The organism is Candidatus Avoscillospira sp. LCP25S3_F1, assembly GCF_052117125.1.
Taxonomy (GTDB): domain Bacteria; phylum Bacillota; class Clostridia; order Oscillospirales; family Oscillospiraceae; genus Avoscillospira_A.
Map to the genome: position 1 here is coordinate 20,039 of NZ_JBQKJT010000003.1, position 13,487 is coordinate 33,525.

Sequence of the window (13,487 nt, forward strand, 5' to 3'; positions counted from 1 at the left end):
AGAAGCCATCCCAAAACGCGGGATGGCTTCTTTGGTTCACGGAGAAAGGTTACAGCAGACCGGCGGCCTGCAAATAGGCAATGGCGCCGTTGGCTATGCCGCGGGACAGGGCCTTCTGATAGGTGGTGTCGGCCAACATCTGACACTCGTCGGCGTTGCTCATGTAGCCGGTTTCCACCAGAATGGCGGGCATATCGGTCTCCCGCAGCACATAGTAATTGGCGGTGCGGACGCCCCGGTCTTCAGGGGACGCCGATTTCAAAATGGCGTCGTGGACGTAGTTGGCCAGCACTTCAGACTGTCCGCCCAGCTTGTAGCAGTACGTCTCCAGACCGTTGATGTCCGGTTTCTGGGGAATGGCGTTGGCATGAATGCTGATGAAGATATCCGCACCCAGTTCATTGGCCAGATCAGCCCGGTCCGACAGTGCAATGTAGGTGTCGTCATCGCGGCTGTAGATGACGCGGCATCCGGCGGCTTCCAGCCGCTGCCCCACCTCCAGAGCCATGGGCAGTACAAAATCCTTTTCGTTATAGCCGCTGTATATGGCGCCGGGGTCCTTGCCGCCGTGACCGGCATCCACCACCACCAGGGGCCGGGGATCGCCCACCTGCCGGATGGAAACAGAACCGCCGGTGGTGCTGATCTCCAGGTCCTCCTTGGTCATGCCGGTTTGCAGGTCCAGCACGATGCGGGCCACATAGGGGGTATCGTCGTAGCCATGGTCGTACTGATTGTAGCGAATGGTTTTGACCACGGGACCGTTGACGGCCACCGTGCCGCCGGCCTTGTCCAGCTTTCCGCCGGGATAGTCAAAGACCACTCTGCCGTCCAGGGTGAATACCCTGGGGGACACGGCGGTGTCACTGGCGGCCCAGGACAAAACGCCGCTGGCGGACGCCTGGGGGACGGATACGGTATAATCCGGCTCCACGGCGGGGGCCTCCGGCTCTGTAGAGGGTTGCGGTTCTTCCGGTGAATCAGGCACTTCCGGCGTCTCAGGCACTTCCGGTGCTTCCGGCTCCTGCGGCGTCTCCGGTTCCTGGGGGCTGGTGATGGAGACCAGATATTGCTGCTGGTCCCACGCCACCGACGCGCCCAGCTGTTCCGACACGAAGCGCACCGGCACAACGGTTCGGGAAATGCCGTTCAGGACAGCCATGGTGGCCGGGACACCGTCATACAGGGCCACACTCTGGCCGTTGACCAGGGCCGTGGCGGAACCAATGGTGAGGATAATGGTTTTATCCGGTGTGGTGATGGTGGCTTGCAGCGCGTCCTGATTCCAGTCCACATTGGCCCCCAAGGCGTCACTGATAAAGCGGATGGGCACCATGGTGCGGGAACGGTAAACAAAGGCCGGAACATCGGTTTGCAGGAGCTGTCCGTCCACCTCCAGGGAGGCCGTATTGACTGTGACGGTCTCAAATTGTCCCGGGCCGGTGCGCACCGACAGGGCGGTGGTCGTGGTGGCGGCTGAGGCCGTCACCGCCAGCAGCGCCACAGCCGTGAGAATCAGCAGCAGCACGGCGGCAAATCGTTTCATGTACAGACTCCTTTCCGATCAACCATGTCATTGAGAATATGTCAACCAGTTTAGTATACAATAAATTCAAAGTTTCGTCCATAGCCGCAGCCGGTGAAAAAACTGGAAAGGCTGTTTGCAACCACGGCGCCATCATGATATAATACCACAGAAAACCTAAGTATTGACCTCGGAGGAAAACCATGAGAGCAAAAACCAATCGAACCTTGATCCTCTGTCTGCTGATTGTCGCCGGTGCGGTGGGATGGGTCCTGCGCCGCTGGCAGCTTTCCACGGCCTTTGATGAGGCGGGGCTGGTCCGCAGCGGCAACCCGTCCGTCTGGGTGCTGTCCGTATTCGCCCTGGTGGTGACGGTTCTGGCCGCCTGGACAGCGGCTCGGCTGGACAAGCGCAGCGCCTATACCGACTGTTTCTCCTCCGGCGCGCCGGAGATGGCTGTCACCGTTCTCAGCGGCGCACTGGTGCTGGCAGGGTGTGTCCTGGCCATGGCCAACGGGCAGCGGACCGCGCCGGTGACGGTGCTGGGTGTGGCGGCGGCGCTGGCTATGGGGGCCGTGGGCTTGCTGCGCCGCCGGGGCGTGATGCCTGTGGCGGCGGTCCATCTGATCCCCTGCGCCTACCTCATTGTGACGCTGATTGTGGATTTCCGCCGCTGGAGCGTGGACCCCACGGTGCTGGACTACTGCTTCGACCTGTTCGCAGCCATCGGCGCTGTCTGTGCCACGGTGAATTGCATGGGCTTCTGCTTTGACAAGGGCCGCCGCCGGGAAACGGTGTTCTGGTGTCTCGCCGGGTGTTTCTTTTCCATGGTGTCCCTGGGAGATATGGGCGCGGTCCGCTGGCTCACCACCGGGGGCCTGGCCCTTTGGCTGGGCGTCAACGGCTGGCAGCTGCTGGAGGACTGACGGCAAAATTCCAGACGGAAATTTAACTTTTTTGCAGTTGAATTTCCGGTTTCGCTGGAATCGATGCGGGAACTGTCCAGGCAGCGCTGGTCGCGCCTATTTTTGACAGCGTCAAAATTCGACAAAAAAGCTTGAAAAAAAGTGCGCCATGGGGCGCACTTTTTTATTGACAATCAGTTGGCGCTGCGGAGGGTACGGGACAGCATCATGTCTCCGGCAGCCATGGCTACCACGCTCTCGGCGGCACAGGCGGTGGTGCCGACGGTGTTATAGGTGACAGAGGGGGTGGGGTTGTCATAGACGCGAACCATCAGGGCCACAGCCTGCTCATTGGTCAGCAGGTCCGTGGGATTAAAGCAGCCGTTGTTGCCGCTGAACAGGCCGCAGGCCGTCAGATCGGCCACGGACTCCACAGCCCAATCGGCAATGTCTTCCACATCGGCATAGACAGACAGTGCGGTGGTGCTGCCGGTCAGATCGGCGCCGGCGGCTTCCAGAACGCGGGAGGCGATGACGGCGGCTTCCTGACGGCTGATGGCGCCGGTGCCGTCGGTGTTGGACACCAGACCCAGTGCAGCGGCCTGCTCACAGGCCGTATCGCCTTCGGCGGTCAGACCGTAGGTGGACAGGATGTTGACAGCCATCTGGCAGAAAGTCTCCCGGTCAACGGTGGAGCCAAAATCGGTCTTGAGGTCGGCGATACCGGCCTCGGCGGCCTGCTGGATGTAGGGCTCGGCCCAGGCGCTGACAGCGGCCACGGAGCCCTCCACGGGCTGAATCTCCTGGCCGGAGCGGGACACCAGGGTGTAGCACTCATAGGCGGTGGTGGGGAACTCCAGGACCCGGTTGATACCGGCCTGACCGTTCCAGCTCCAGTTCTGCTCGAAGAGCGTCAGACTGTCGCCGTTGTTCTCCTTGACGATGGCCCAGTGGCTGTAGCCCTTGCCGCGGGCGGCGGGGCTGCCGTAGAGGACGTCGCCGGGCTGGGGGTTGTCGGTCTTGACAAAATAATAGTCATCGTTGTTGAGGACCGTGAGGGAACCCTCGCTGCAATGGAGCTCCAGGCCGTAAACCTCGGCAAAGTACCGGGGAATCAGCTCGGCACAGTAGTAGGTGGGGCCGGTGAGGTTATAGTAAGCAGGCACACCGTTCATGGTGTCGGCCACAAATTCATTGCCGGTGATGGGAACATATGTACAGTCCAGCGTGACCTCGGCAGCGGCGGCCGGCAGGGCCAGGGCGGCGGTCAGCAGGACACCGCCGATGGCGGCCACAAGTCTCTGATAGCGGGGACGATGGAACAAGCTGGTCATCCTTTCACAAAAAAGCTATCCCAATAGTAACATTTTGTAACCAACTTGTCAAGACATTTGTTGCTGATTTGTAACTAATTGGCAGAACGATTTTGGATGGCATCGAGGATGCGGCAGGCGGCGTCCTCCTTGGACAGCAGGGGAAGCGCTTCGACGCCGTCGGCGGTGATCAGGGTGAGGATGTTGGTATCCACACCGAAGCCCGCCCCGGCCACCTTGAGATTGTTGGCGCAGATCATATCCACATGCTTCTTTTCCAGTTTGGCCCGGCTGTTTTCCAGCATATCCCGGGTCTCCATGGAAAAGCCGCAGAGAAACTGTCCGGGCCGCTTGTGATCGCCCAGGTATTGCAGAATGTCCTGGGTGCGGCGCAGGGGAATGGACAGGTCGCCGTCCTTCTTCTTCACCTTATCGTCGCTGTAGTCGGCGGGGGTGTAGTCGGCCACGGCGGCGGCCTTGATGACCCAATCGCAGGTAGGACTGTGGGCGGCCACGGCCTCAAACATGTCCTGGGCCGACACCACCGGCACCACAGTGACAAAGGGCGGCGGAGCGATGGAGGTGGGACCGGAGATCAGCGTTACATCCGCGCCCCGCAGCATGGCCATGCGGGCGATGGCGTAGCCCATCTTGCCGGTGGAATGGTTGGTGATATATCGGACCGGGTCCAGGGATTCCTGGGTGGGTCCGGCGGTGACGAGAATCCGCTTGCCGGTCAGGTCGTGGGGCAGGGCCAGATGGCGCAGAACATGCTGCAACAGGTCCTCCGGCTCCGGCATCTTGCCTTTACCCACGTCGCCGCAGGCAAGACGGCCCGCCGCCGGTTCAATGACTTCCCAGCCGTAGCGGCGGAGCGTGGCGAGATTGTCCTGGGTCACGGGGTTTTCATACATATTGGTATTCATGGCCGGAGCGATCAATTTCGGGCACTTGCAGGCCAGTACCGTGGTGGTGAGCATGTCGTCGGCCAGCCCGTGGGCCACCTTGGCACAGACGTTGGCCGTGGCCGGGGCGATCAGGACCAGATCGGTCCGGTGGGCAAGGGAGATATGCTCCACCTGATGGGTGAAATTCCGGTCGAAGGTGTTGACGATGGTGCGGCGGCCCGTCAGCTGTTCAAAGGTCAGCGGGGCGATAAACTCCGTGGCGTGTTCCGTCATAATGACTTCCACCGCCGCGTGCTGCTTGACCAGGGCCGAGCAGAGGGCCGCGGCCTTATAGGCGGCAATGCCGCCGGTGATGCCCAGAAGGACGGTTTTTCCCTGTAACATCGGAAATTCCCCCAATTTGAATGGTATCGGTTTGACGAACCTTATTATGTCACAGAATAAACACAAAGTAAAGTGGCTGCGGCCTATTGCAAAAATTGGACAGCGGGGATATAATATACCGTCGGCGACAGGCAAAGCCTGCGCCAAATTTTGCGTTGCATCTCCGCAGGGCGGGGAGCGACAGCAGGAGGTAATTGCATATGAAAACCCGCAAGAAAGACACCCGCTGGATGGCGGCGGTGGCTATGTTTGCCGCCATCATCGTCGTACTGGCCAACACGCCCTTGGGCATGATCCCATTGGTCATTACCAAGGCCACCACTGTCCACATCCCGGTCATTCTGGGCGCCATTTTGCTGGGGCCCCTGGCCGGCGGTATTCTGGGCGGCGTCTTCGGCATCTGTTCGGTCATCAGCAACACCATGACCCCGGCCCTGACGTCCTTTGCGTTTTCCCCGTTCCTCAGCACCACCGGCGTGCCGGGCGCGCTGAAGGCCGTCTGGGTAGCCGTGGGCTGCCGCATTCTCATCGGCGTTGTGGCCGGCTGGCTGTGGAAGTTCCTCCGCCAGCGGAATGTCAACGGCTGGGCGTCCCTGCCCCTGGTGGGCTTCGTGGGCTCCATGGTCAACACTGTGCTGGTCATGGGCAGTATCTACGTGCTCTTTGCCCAGCAGTACGCCGCCGCCAAGGACGTGGCCCGGGAGGCCGTCTTCGGCCTGGTCATGACCACTGTGGCCTTTAATGGCATCCCTGAGGCCCTGGCCGCTGCCGTGCTGGTGGCCGCCATCGGCAAGGCGCTCCTGCGGGTGACCCGCACCCAGCTTCAGACGGCGTAATATAGAAAACAGGGCAGCACCGCATAATTTGTCAAGAGCACTGGGCGAGCTATTTTGACTCAAATAAAAGTTTGAAAATCGCCGGGATACTGGATGTATTTCAAGATTTACAAACTGTACAGTTGGGGCAAAAGAGCCGTCCAGGGCCGCAGACACCATTATGTGGTGTTGCCACAAAAATAAGAGGTGAAATGGATGCTCCTGGCCATCGATATCGGAAACAGTAACATCGTTTTGGGCGGCATTGACGATGGTACCATCGTCTTTGAGGCCCGCATTGCCACAGACCACATCAAAACCTCCGACCAGTACGGCATGGAGATCCGCAATATGCTGGAGTTCTTCCATGTGGACCTGGATACCGTGGAGGACTGTATCATTTCATCGGTGGTGCCGCCGGTGTTCAACGCCGTCCATACGGGCATCATCAAGCTGACGGGCCGCAAGCCCATGGTGGTGGGGCCCGGCATTAAAACGGGTCTGAATATCCACATGGATGACCCGGCCTCTGTGGGCAGCGACCGCATCGTCATTGCCGTGGCGGCATTGCAGGAGTATGAGCCGCCTCTGGCGCTGGTGGATATGGGTACGGCCACCACCATTGAGATTGTGGACCACGACAACACCTACCTGGGCGGCTGCATTATTCCCGGCGTCCGGGTGTCGGCGGAAGCCCTGTCCAGCCGGGCTTCCCAGTTGCCCGGTATCCAGCTGGATAAGCCCAAGCGCGTTATTGGCAAGAATACCGTGGAGTGTATGCGCAGCGGCATCATGTATGGCGCCGCCGCCATGCTGGATGGGATGCTGGACCGCATGGAGGAGGAGCTGGGCAAACCGTTGCAGGTGGTTGCCACCGGCGGCATCGCCCGGTATGTGGCGCCACTGTGCAAGCGGGAGATGAAGCTGGAGCGGGACCTGCTCCTCAAGGGCCTCTATATCCTCTACCAGAAGAACAAGCGCAAGTGATTTTCGGGGCGGAGCCAGTGGGTTCCGCCCCGTTTGTTGCGCCGATTTGAAATTTATAGTATACTGATTGCCGGAATTACGAATGTGGGAGGAACCCCTTTGGAAAACTATTTTGAACCGCAGATGGACAAGCGGGCGGTCAATGAGATCAGCGCCTTGGGACTGGCCCATGTGGGCGACGGTGTCTTTGAGCTGCTGGTCCGCACCTATCTCTGCACCGGCGGCCGGGCCACCCAAACCAGCCTCCACAAGGCCACGGTGCGGCAGGTCAGCGCACCGGCTCAGGCGGCTCGTATGGAGCGGATGCTGCCGCTGCTGGACGAGGAGGAGCAGTCCTACTACCGCCGGGGCCGCAATGCCCACGCCCATCACGCCATTCCCAAGAATGCCAGCCGGGACCAGTACGCCAAAGCCACGGGGTTGGAAACGCTGTTTGGGGCCTTGTATCTGCTGGGGCGGCGAGATCGGATTCTGGAACTGTTCACCCGGACTATGGAGGAGACCAATGCCATTTGACGCTGTATTTTTAACGGCCGTGGCCCAGGAGCTGCGGCAAGGAGCCCAAGGGGCCAAGGTGGACAAGGTCTACCAGCCGGCACGGGATCAGGTGATTCTGCAATTACGCACCCGGGATGCCAACCGGAAGCTGCTGCTGTCGGCCAGTTCCAATACGCCCCGGGCCCAGTTCACCGAAGAACCCTTTGAAAACCCTGCTCAGCCGCCCATGTTCTGCATGCTGCTGCGCAAGCACTTGGTGGGCGGCCGCATTGCGGAAATTCGCCAACCACCCATGGAGCGGCTATTGGACATGGTTCTGGACTGCACCGACGAAATGGGAGAGCCGGTGCAGAAGCGGCTGATTATTGAGATCATGGGTCGCAACTCCAATCTGATTCTCTGCGGCGGAGACGGGAGAATCATCGACTGTTTGCGCCGGGTGGATTTTGAAATGAGCGAAAAGCGCCAGGTGTTGCCCGGTCTCTTCTATCAGTACCCGCCCACCCAGGAAAAGCGGAACCCGGTGGAGACGGACCGGGACACCGTTCTGGCATTGCTGCGCTGTGAAGCGGGGGACATTCAGCTGGACAAGTGGCTGCAATCCCACTTTGCGGCGCTGCCGCCGGTGATCTGCCGGGAACTGTCCTATGGCTACTGCGGCGATACGGAGTGCCGTCCCACGGAAGCGGAGTATGAAGCGCTGGCCGATTATCTGGCCCAACAGTTTGCCGGGCTCAACGGACCCTATACGCCCACCCTGCTGCTGCGGGAGGGCAGTCCCAAGGACTATTCCTACCGGACGTTGGAGCAGTACGGAGTTTTAGGGGAGAATGAGACGTTCCCCAGCTTTTCCGCGCTGCTGGACCGGTTCTACGCTAGCCGGGAGCGGGGCGAGCAGGTGCGCCAGAAGAGCCAGGCCATCCATAAGACACTGACCAATCTGCGGGATCGAACGGCCCGAAAATTGGAAATTCAGCGGAAGGAGCTGGCCGCCACCTATGACCGGGAGCGGCTGCGGCAGCTGGGCGATATCGTCACGGCCAACCTTCACGCCATCACCCGGGGCCAGCCCCGTTTGACGGCGGTGGACTTCTACGACCCGGACATGAAGGAGATCGATATCCCCTTGTCGCCCACCTTGTCCCCCCAGCAGAATGCCGCCAAGTTCTACAAGGATTACACCAAAGCCAAGAACGCGGAAAAGATGCTGACGGGTCTCATTGAAAAGGGTGAGCAGGAGTACGCCTATTTTTGCAGCGTTCTCGACGCCTTGAGCCGGGCCGAGGGGGAAAAGGATATTGCCGATATCCGCGCTGAGCTGACGGACGGCGGCTACCTCAAGCGCAGCGGCGGCAAGAAGCAGATGAAGCAGCAGCCGTCCAAGCCCATGGTGTTTCAGTCCGACGAGGGCTACACTATCTATGTGGGCCGCAATAACCGCCAGAACGACCAGCTGACGTTGAAAACGGCGGAGAAATACGACCTCTGGCTCCACACCCAGAAAATCCATGGCAGCCACGTCATCATCGACTGCACCGGAAAGGACAAACCCGGCGACCTCACCGTTACCCAGGCGGCCCAGTTGGCGGCCTATTATTCCCAGGCCCGGGAGGGACACAACGTGCCGGTGGATGTGACGGCGGTGCGCAATGTGAAGAAGCCCGCCGGCGGCAAACCGGGCATGGTCATCTACGACCACTACAACACCGTGTATGTGACGCCGGATGCGGCTCTGGCCGACCGTCTCCGGGTCCAATAAAAAAGGAGGCATCCCCATGGCGAAAAAATGGGAGGGAAAGCACTACAGCTTTTTCCAGAATACCCAGTGCGAGTATTTTCCCTGTCACAAGACCGACAAGCCCGAGGACTTCAACTGTCTTTTTTGCTATTGTCCCCTGTATGCCCTGGGTGACCGCTGCGGCGGCAACTTCCGCTACACGGAAAAAGGATATAAGGATTGCACCAACTGCATGATCCCCCATCAACGGCAGAATTTCGGCCGCATTACCAGCCGGTACCAGGACATTGCGGAACTGACTCGACGGAAACCATAATGGTGTATGAAAATCGCCCTTCTCTGTCAAACTAAGACCAGAGGAGGGCGATGCCATATGAAAAAGGGACCCAATCAGTTGCCCTGGGAACTTCATGACCCGGCGCCGGAGCCGCCGGTGTGGAAGCAGCCTGTGGACCTGTCGGACCATATGCCCGCGGAAAACGTGCTGCCCCGACCGGTTTCGACAGAACGGGTGGAATTGTGACACAATGGGACTTCCAGGCATAGAATGCGTCGTGGCGGCAAGAGCCGCCGCGACTTTTCCGACTGGAGGGACTATTTATGTGTCAACAATGCTGGATGCGTCAGATTTGCAATCAGTGCCGCTGCCAGTGCGGCGGCAGCCCCTATTTCTGGGGCGGTATCGGCGTTGTCCGCTGCTGCGGCAACAATGGCTGCGGAAACAACAGCTGCGGTGGCAACAACTGCGGCTGCAATTCCTGCAGCTGATACCGACGGTTTCCGGGGGACGGCCATGCCGTCCCCCTTGCCGGGCCATGGTCCCTGTGCTACAATGGAGAAAAATCCACAGAGAGGAGCACAGGGACCATGGAAAAGAACTATCGCGCCCATCTCACCGGCGTGTTCGGCGATCCAGTGGACGGCAATCCCACCGGCGTCATGGAGGAGGCGGCTTACGCCGCCAAAGGGCTTAACTTCCGTTACATCACCATGCGGGTTCAGGCGGAGGACCTGGAAGCGGCTTTTGCAGGAGCCAAGGCCATGCACTTCGACGGCTTCAACCTGACCATGCCCCATAAAATCCGCGTGATTCCGCTGCTGGACCGGCTGACGGAAGCGGCGTCCATCATCGGCGCCGTCAACACCGTCTATCGGGACGGCGGCGACTGGGTGGGGGAGAACACCGACGGCAAGGGCTTTGTCCAGGCGCTGACGGCGCAGGGCGTGGACCTGCACGGCAAGCGGGTGGCGATTCTGGGAGCCGGGGGCGCGGCCCGCGCCATCGGCGTGGAGTGCGCCCTGGCGGGCGCGTCCGCCATTACCATTCTCAACCGCACGGAACAGCGGGGCCGGGAGCTGGCACAGCTGATTGACGAAAAGACGCCGGCCACCGGCAGCTTTCAGCCCTGGGTGGGCAAAGCCACGATCCCCGCCGGAACGGAGATCGTCATCCAGGCCACCTGTGTGGGGCTGCACCCCCACGGCGACCAGATGCCGGAGGTGGACCTAGACACCATCACGGCGGATATGGTGGTCTGTGATGTGGTGTTCAATCCGGTAATGCCCCGGTTTTTGCAAGAAGCGCAGCGGCGGGGCGCGCAGATTGTCACCGGCATCGGTATGCTGGTGCAGCAGGGCGCCCGGAACTTCACCCTCTGGACCGGCGAGGAGGCCCCGATACAGGTTATGTACGACACCCTGGAGCGGGAATTTGCCGAATAAGCCAAGAAGGGCGCTGCGGTCGGCAGCGCCCTTCTTGCGGCGGCCGGAAGTTATCCGGCGTGCTTTGGAATGCGGATGGTGAGCACGATTTCCTGGTCCGTCTCCTCCTGGGTCTTGGCGGCGGAGATTCCGGCGTTTTTGATCAGGTCCAGATTGTGCTCCACGGTGTTGAGAAACAGCCGCACATCCCGCAGCAGGAACCGGCCCAGACTGCGCCGCACGGGTTCCGGATGCTTCTGCTGCTCCAGCAGCCGGTCGATGTACTGTTCGGTGGCGGCTACATTGAGCTGCCGCCGGACGATTTCCTGGAGGGCGTCCATACGGGCTTGTTCGCCCTCCAGCCGCAGCAGGGCCCGGGCGTGGCGTTCCGACAGATGGTTGGCACGCAGGGCGTCCAAAACGGCCTGGGGATGCTTCAGGAGCCGCAGCTTGTTGGCCACCGCCGATTGGCTTTTGCCCACCCGTGCGGCGGCCTGCTCCTGGCTGAGACCGTACAGCCGCATCAGCTGGGCCAAACCCTGGGCCTCTTCGATGAAGTCCAAATCCCGGCGCTGTAAATTTTCCACCAGAGCCAGCATACCGGACTGCTCCTCATCCACCGTCAGTACGATGCAGGGCACCTCCAGCAGGCCGGCCAGTTTGGATGCCCGCAGGCGGCGCTCTCCGGCCACCAGCTCATAGCCGTCGGGCTGACGGCGCACCGACAGGGGCTGCAAGACACCGTACTGGGCAATACTCCGGGACAGCTCCTGCAATCCCTGGGGATCGAAGATTTTCCGGGGCTGGGCCGGATTGGGCCGGACCGCGTGGATGGGCAGCCATACCACCCGGCCCGTCTCCAGAAAGGAACGGGTTTTCGGCTTTTGCATATGCTCTCCTCCTTTGCAAAAGGGACGGGAAATCCCACTCCGATTTCTCGCCATTTCCGATAATTCCAGTATAACAAATATTTCCAAAAATTCCCGCGAAAGTTGTCGGTCATTAGAAAAACGGGTTTATATTCCGTGTTTCAACTGTGAAATGTTGGGAAATGTCGGGAAATGGCTAACGGGAGCCTGTGGAGAAAAAACCGAAAAATTCCAATAAAAAAGGCCCCCGACGACCGGTTATCCACAGGCCGTCGGGGGCGGCAAAACGCCTCCATTGGTAGAGCTGTACATTGAGCATAGCACAGTTTGCGCGCAAAGTTGGGCGAATGGCCCCGATGCCTTGCGACCGAGGTGATTTTGTGATAAAATCATTAAACTGCCGCCGGGTATGCCCCTGTGGATACTGCGCGGTGGTTTTGTTGCAAAAGGAGGAATCACCTGTGCGTTTTCTGTGGATTTTTCTTTCCGCCGCCGTCATGGTGGGGCTGGACCAGTGGACCAAGGCACTGACCGTGGCCAATATTCCCCTGGGCGGCGAAGTGCCCGTTTGGGACGGCGTATTCCATTTCACGCACTTTCAGAATACCGGCATGGCGTTTTCCATGCTGGAGGGAGCCCGCTGGCTGTTTCTGGTGCTGACTGTGGTGATGCTGGCGGCGCTGCTGTTTGCTGTGGGCAAGCGGTGGATTCACGGCCCCCTGGGGGTTGCGGCGGTGGCCTGCATTGTAGGCGGCGGCGTGGGCAATCTCATCGACCGAGCCGTGCACGGCTATGTGGTGGATATGATCGAAGTGGAGTTTATGAACTTTGCCATTTTCAACGTGGCGGACTGCTTTGTATGCATCGGCGCGGCGCTGATGGTGCTGTGGGTCCTGTTGTTTGACCGGAAAAAGGGGGACAAGCTGTGACCGTCACCTGTACGGAAAGCGGTGTGCGCATGGATGTGGCGTTGACCCAGCTGCTGGAGGATGTGACCCGGTCCGCCGCCCAGCGGCTTCTGGAGGAGGGCCGCATTACTTGCGACGACCGCACGGTGAAGAAAAACGAAAAGACCACCGCCGGACAGGTCCTCACCGTGGACCTGCCGGAGCCGGAAGCCGTGGACATTGTACCCCAGAACATTCCTCTGGACATCCGCTATGAGGATGACGATGTGATTGTCCTTAACAAGCCGAAAGGGCTGGTGGTCCACCCTGCCGCCGGCCACGCCGACGGCACCTTGGTCAACGCATTGCTTTACCACTGTGCCGGGAGCTTGTCGGGCATCAACGGAGAACTGCGGCCCGGCATTGTCCACCGGATTGACAAGGACACCTCCGGCTTGCTGATTGTGGCGAAAAACGACTTTGCTCACCAGAAGCTGGCGGCCCAGCTGGCCGATCACACCCTGGCCCGGACCTATGAGGCCATTGTCTGCGGCGGTGTGAAAGCCGACAGCGGCACCATCGACGCGCCCATCAGCCGCCACCCCACAGACCGGAAAAAGATGGCCGTGACGGAGAAGAACAGCCGCCATGCTGTGACCCATTACGAAGTGATCGCCCGGTATCGGGGGTATACCCATGTCCGGTGCCGCCTGGAGACGGGCCGAACCCATCAGATTCGCGTTCATATGGCCTACAAGGGCCACCCCATTCTGGGGGATATGGTCTACGGCCATAAAAAGCCGGAATTGGGAATGGACAGCCAGTGTCTCCACGCCCGGGAATTGACATTCCTGCACCCCCGCACCGGCGAACCGGTGACAGTGTGCTGTGAACTGCCGGATTATTTTACGGAAGTGCTCTCCAAACTGATTCCCCAGTAGGATCATGGAAACAATC

The 13,487-nt window shown here is 60.2% G+C and carries 15 protein-coding genes; 11 read left to right on the forward strand and 4 right to left on the reverse strand.

What is annotated here, in order from left to right; all coding sequences use genetic code 11:
• Positions 1-49: 49 nt before the first annotated feature.
• Complete coding sequence (locus ACTQ33_RS03075; RefSeq protein ID WP_441462080.1) at positions 50-1,546, reverse strand: N-acetylmuramoyl-L-alanine amidase; 1,497 nt, start codon at positions 1,544-1,546, stop codon at positions 50-52.
• A 182-nt stretch (positions 1,547-1,728) separates the two neighbouring features.
• Here ACTQ33_RS03075 and ACTQ33_RS03080 point away from each other — a divergent pair, with 182 nt between their 5' ends.
• Complete coding sequence (locus tag ACTQ33_RS03080; protein WP_441462082.1) at positions 1,729-2,451, forward strand: hypothetical protein; 723 nt, start codon at positions 1,729-1,731, stop codon at positions 2,449-2,451.
• Between the two features lie 173 nt (positions 2,452-2,624).
• On the opposite strand, the gene ACTQ33_RS03085 is transcribed toward ACTQ33_RS03080, so the two are convergent.
• Positions 2,625-3,755, reverse strand: a complete 1,131-nt coding sequence (locus tag ACTQ33_RS03085) for a CHAP domain-containing protein (protein ID WP_441462084.1) — start codon at positions 3,753-3,755, stop codon at positions 2,625-2,627.
• 83 nt (positions 3,756-3,838) lie between these two features.
• Complete coding sequence (gene coaBC, locus ACTQ33_RS03090; protein ID WP_441462086.1) at positions 3,839-5,035, reverse strand: bifunctional phosphopantothenoylcysteine decarboxylase/phosphopantothenate--cysteine ligase CoaBC; 1,197 nt, start codon at positions 5,033-5,035, stop codon at positions 3,839-3,841.
• Positions 5,036-5,235: 200 nt separating this feature from the next.
• On the opposite strand from coaBC, the gene ACTQ33_RS03095 reads away from it, so the two are divergent.
• The 8 genes from ACTQ33_RS03095 to aroE all read left to right on the forward strand — a co-directional run bounded on the left by ACTQ33_RS03095 (position 5,236) and on the right by aroE (position 10,795).
• On the forward strand, positions 5,236-5,871 hold the full coding sequence (locus tag ACTQ33_RS03095; protein WP_441462088.1) for an ECF transporter S component: 636 nt from the start codon (positions 5,236-5,238) through the stop codon (positions 5,869-5,871).
• Positions 5,872-6,066: 195 nt separating this feature from the next.
• Entirely contained in the window at positions 6,067-6,837 is a 771-nt protein-coding gene (locus tag ACTQ33_RS03100) for a type III pantothenate kinase (RefSeq protein ID WP_441462090.1), read from the forward strand.
• A gap of 99 nt (positions 6,838-6,936) precedes the next feature.
• Positions 6,937-7,353 (forward strand): Mini-ribonuclease 3, encoded by a 417-nt coding sequence (locus ACTQ33_RS03105; RefSeq protein ID WP_441462092.1) that lies wholly within the window; start codon positions 6,937-6,939, stop codon positions 7,351-7,353.
• Positions 7,343-9,094: an Rqc2 family fibronectin-binding protein gene (locus ACTQ33_RS03110; protein ID WP_441462093.1), complete on the forward strand. Its 1,752-nt coding sequence runs from the start codon at positions 7,343-7,345 to the stop codon at positions 9,092-9,094. The genes ACTQ33_RS03105 and ACTQ33_RS03110 overlap by 11 nt, the downstream gene beginning before the upstream one ends.
• Before the next feature lie 16 nt (positions 9,095-9,110).
• On the forward strand, positions 9,111-9,389 hold the full coding sequence (locus ACTQ33_RS03115) for a cysteine-rich small domain-containing protein (RefSeq protein WP_441462095.1): 279 nt from the start codon (positions 9,111-9,113) through the stop codon (positions 9,387-9,389).
• Between the two features lie 57 nt (positions 9,390-9,446).
• Entirely contained in the window at positions 9,447-9,596 is a 150-nt protein-coding gene (locus ACTQ33_RS03120) for a hypothetical protein (protein WP_441462097.1), read from the forward strand.
• Positions 9,597-9,673: 77 nt separating this feature from the next.
• On the forward strand, positions 9,674-9,841 hold the full coding sequence (locus ACTQ33_RS03125; RefSeq protein WP_441462099.1) for a hypothetical protein: 168 nt from the start codon (positions 9,674-9,676) through the stop codon (positions 9,839-9,841).
• A gap of 99 nt (positions 9,842-9,940) precedes the next feature.
• Positions 9,941-10,795 (forward strand): shikimate dehydrogenase, encoded by an 855-nt coding sequence (gene aroE / locus ACTQ33_RS03130; protein ID WP_441462101.1) that lies wholly within the window; start codon positions 9,941-9,943, stop codon positions 10,793-10,795.
• 50 nt (positions 10,796-10,845) lie between these two features.
• On the opposite strand, the gene ACTQ33_RS03135 is transcribed toward aroE, so the two are convergent.
• Complete coding sequence (locus tag ACTQ33_RS03135) at positions 10,846-11,664, reverse strand: ParB/RepB/Spo0J family partition protein (RefSeq protein WP_441462103.1); 819 nt, start codon at positions 11,662-11,664, stop codon at positions 10,846-10,848.
• Between the two features lie 440 nt (positions 11,665-12,104).
• On the opposite strand from ACTQ33_RS03135, the gene lspA reads away from it, so the two are divergent.
• Together lspA and ACTQ33_RS03145 are read left to right on the forward strand one after the other, a co-directional pair.
• On the forward strand, positions 12,105-12,572 hold the full coding sequence (gene lspA / locus ACTQ33_RS03140; RefSeq protein WP_441462105.1) for a signal peptidase II: 468 nt from the start codon (positions 12,105-12,107) through the stop codon (positions 12,570-12,572).
• 29 nt (positions 12,573-12,601) lie between these two features.
• Complete coding sequence (locus ACTQ33_RS03145) at positions 12,602-13,471, forward strand: RluA family pseudouridine synthase (protein ID WP_441462463.1); 870 nt, start codon at positions 12,602-12,604, stop codon at positions 13,469-13,471.
• Positions 13,472-13,487 lie beyond the last annotated feature (16 nt).

Excerpts from the sequence above, each read along its gene's own strand:
- ACTQ33_RS03095 (WP_441462088.1), top strand. The coding sequence starts at position 5,236 with ATGAAAACCCGCAAGAAAGACACCCGCTGGATGGCGGCGGTGGCTATG.
- ACTQ33_RS03100 (WP_441462090.1), top strand. The coding sequence starts at position 6,067 with ATGCTCCTGGCCATCGATATCGGAAACAGTAACATCGTTTTGGGCGGC.
- aroE (WP_441462101.1), top strand. The coding sequence starts at position 9,941 with ATGGAAAAGAACTATCGCGCCCATCTCACCGGCGTGTTCGGCGATCCA.
- coaBC (WP_441462086.1), bottom strand. The coding sequence starts at position 5,035 with ATGTTACAGGGAAAAACCGTCCTTCTGGGCATCACCGGCGGCATTGCC.
- ACTQ33_RS03080 (WP_441462082.1), top strand. The coding sequence starts at position 1,729 with ATGAGAGCAAAAACCAATCGAACCTTGATCCTCTGTCTGCTGATTGTC.
- ACTQ33_RS03115 (WP_441462095.1), top strand. The coding sequence starts at position 9,111 with ATGGCGAAAAAATGGGAGGGAAAGCACTACAGCTTTTTCCAGAATACC.
- ACTQ33_RS03120 (WP_441462097.1), top strand. The coding sequence starts at position 9,447 with ATGAAAAAGGGACCCAATCAGTTGCCCTGGGAACTTCATGACCCGGCG.
- ACTQ33_RS03075 (WP_441462080.1), bottom strand. The coding sequence starts at position 1,546 with ATGAAACGATTTGCCGCCGTGCTGCTGCTGATTCTCACGGCTGTGGCG.
- ACTQ33_RS03145 (WP_441462463.1), top strand. The coding sequence starts at position 12,602 with ATGGATGTGGCGTTGACCCAGCTGCTGGAGGATGTGACCCGGTCCGCC.
- ACTQ33_RS03135 (WP_441462103.1), bottom strand. The coding sequence starts at position 11,664 with ATGCAAAAGCCGAAAACCCGTTCCTTTCTGGAGACGGGCCGGGTGGTA.
- ACTQ33_RS03125 (WP_441462099.1), top strand. The coding sequence starts at position 9,674 with ATGTGTCAACAATGCTGGATGCGTCAGATTTGCAATCAGTGCCGCTGC.
- ACTQ33_RS03110 (WP_441462093.1), top strand. The coding sequence starts at position 7,343 with ATGCCATTTGACGCTGTATTTTTAACGGCCGTGGCCCAGGAGCTGCGG.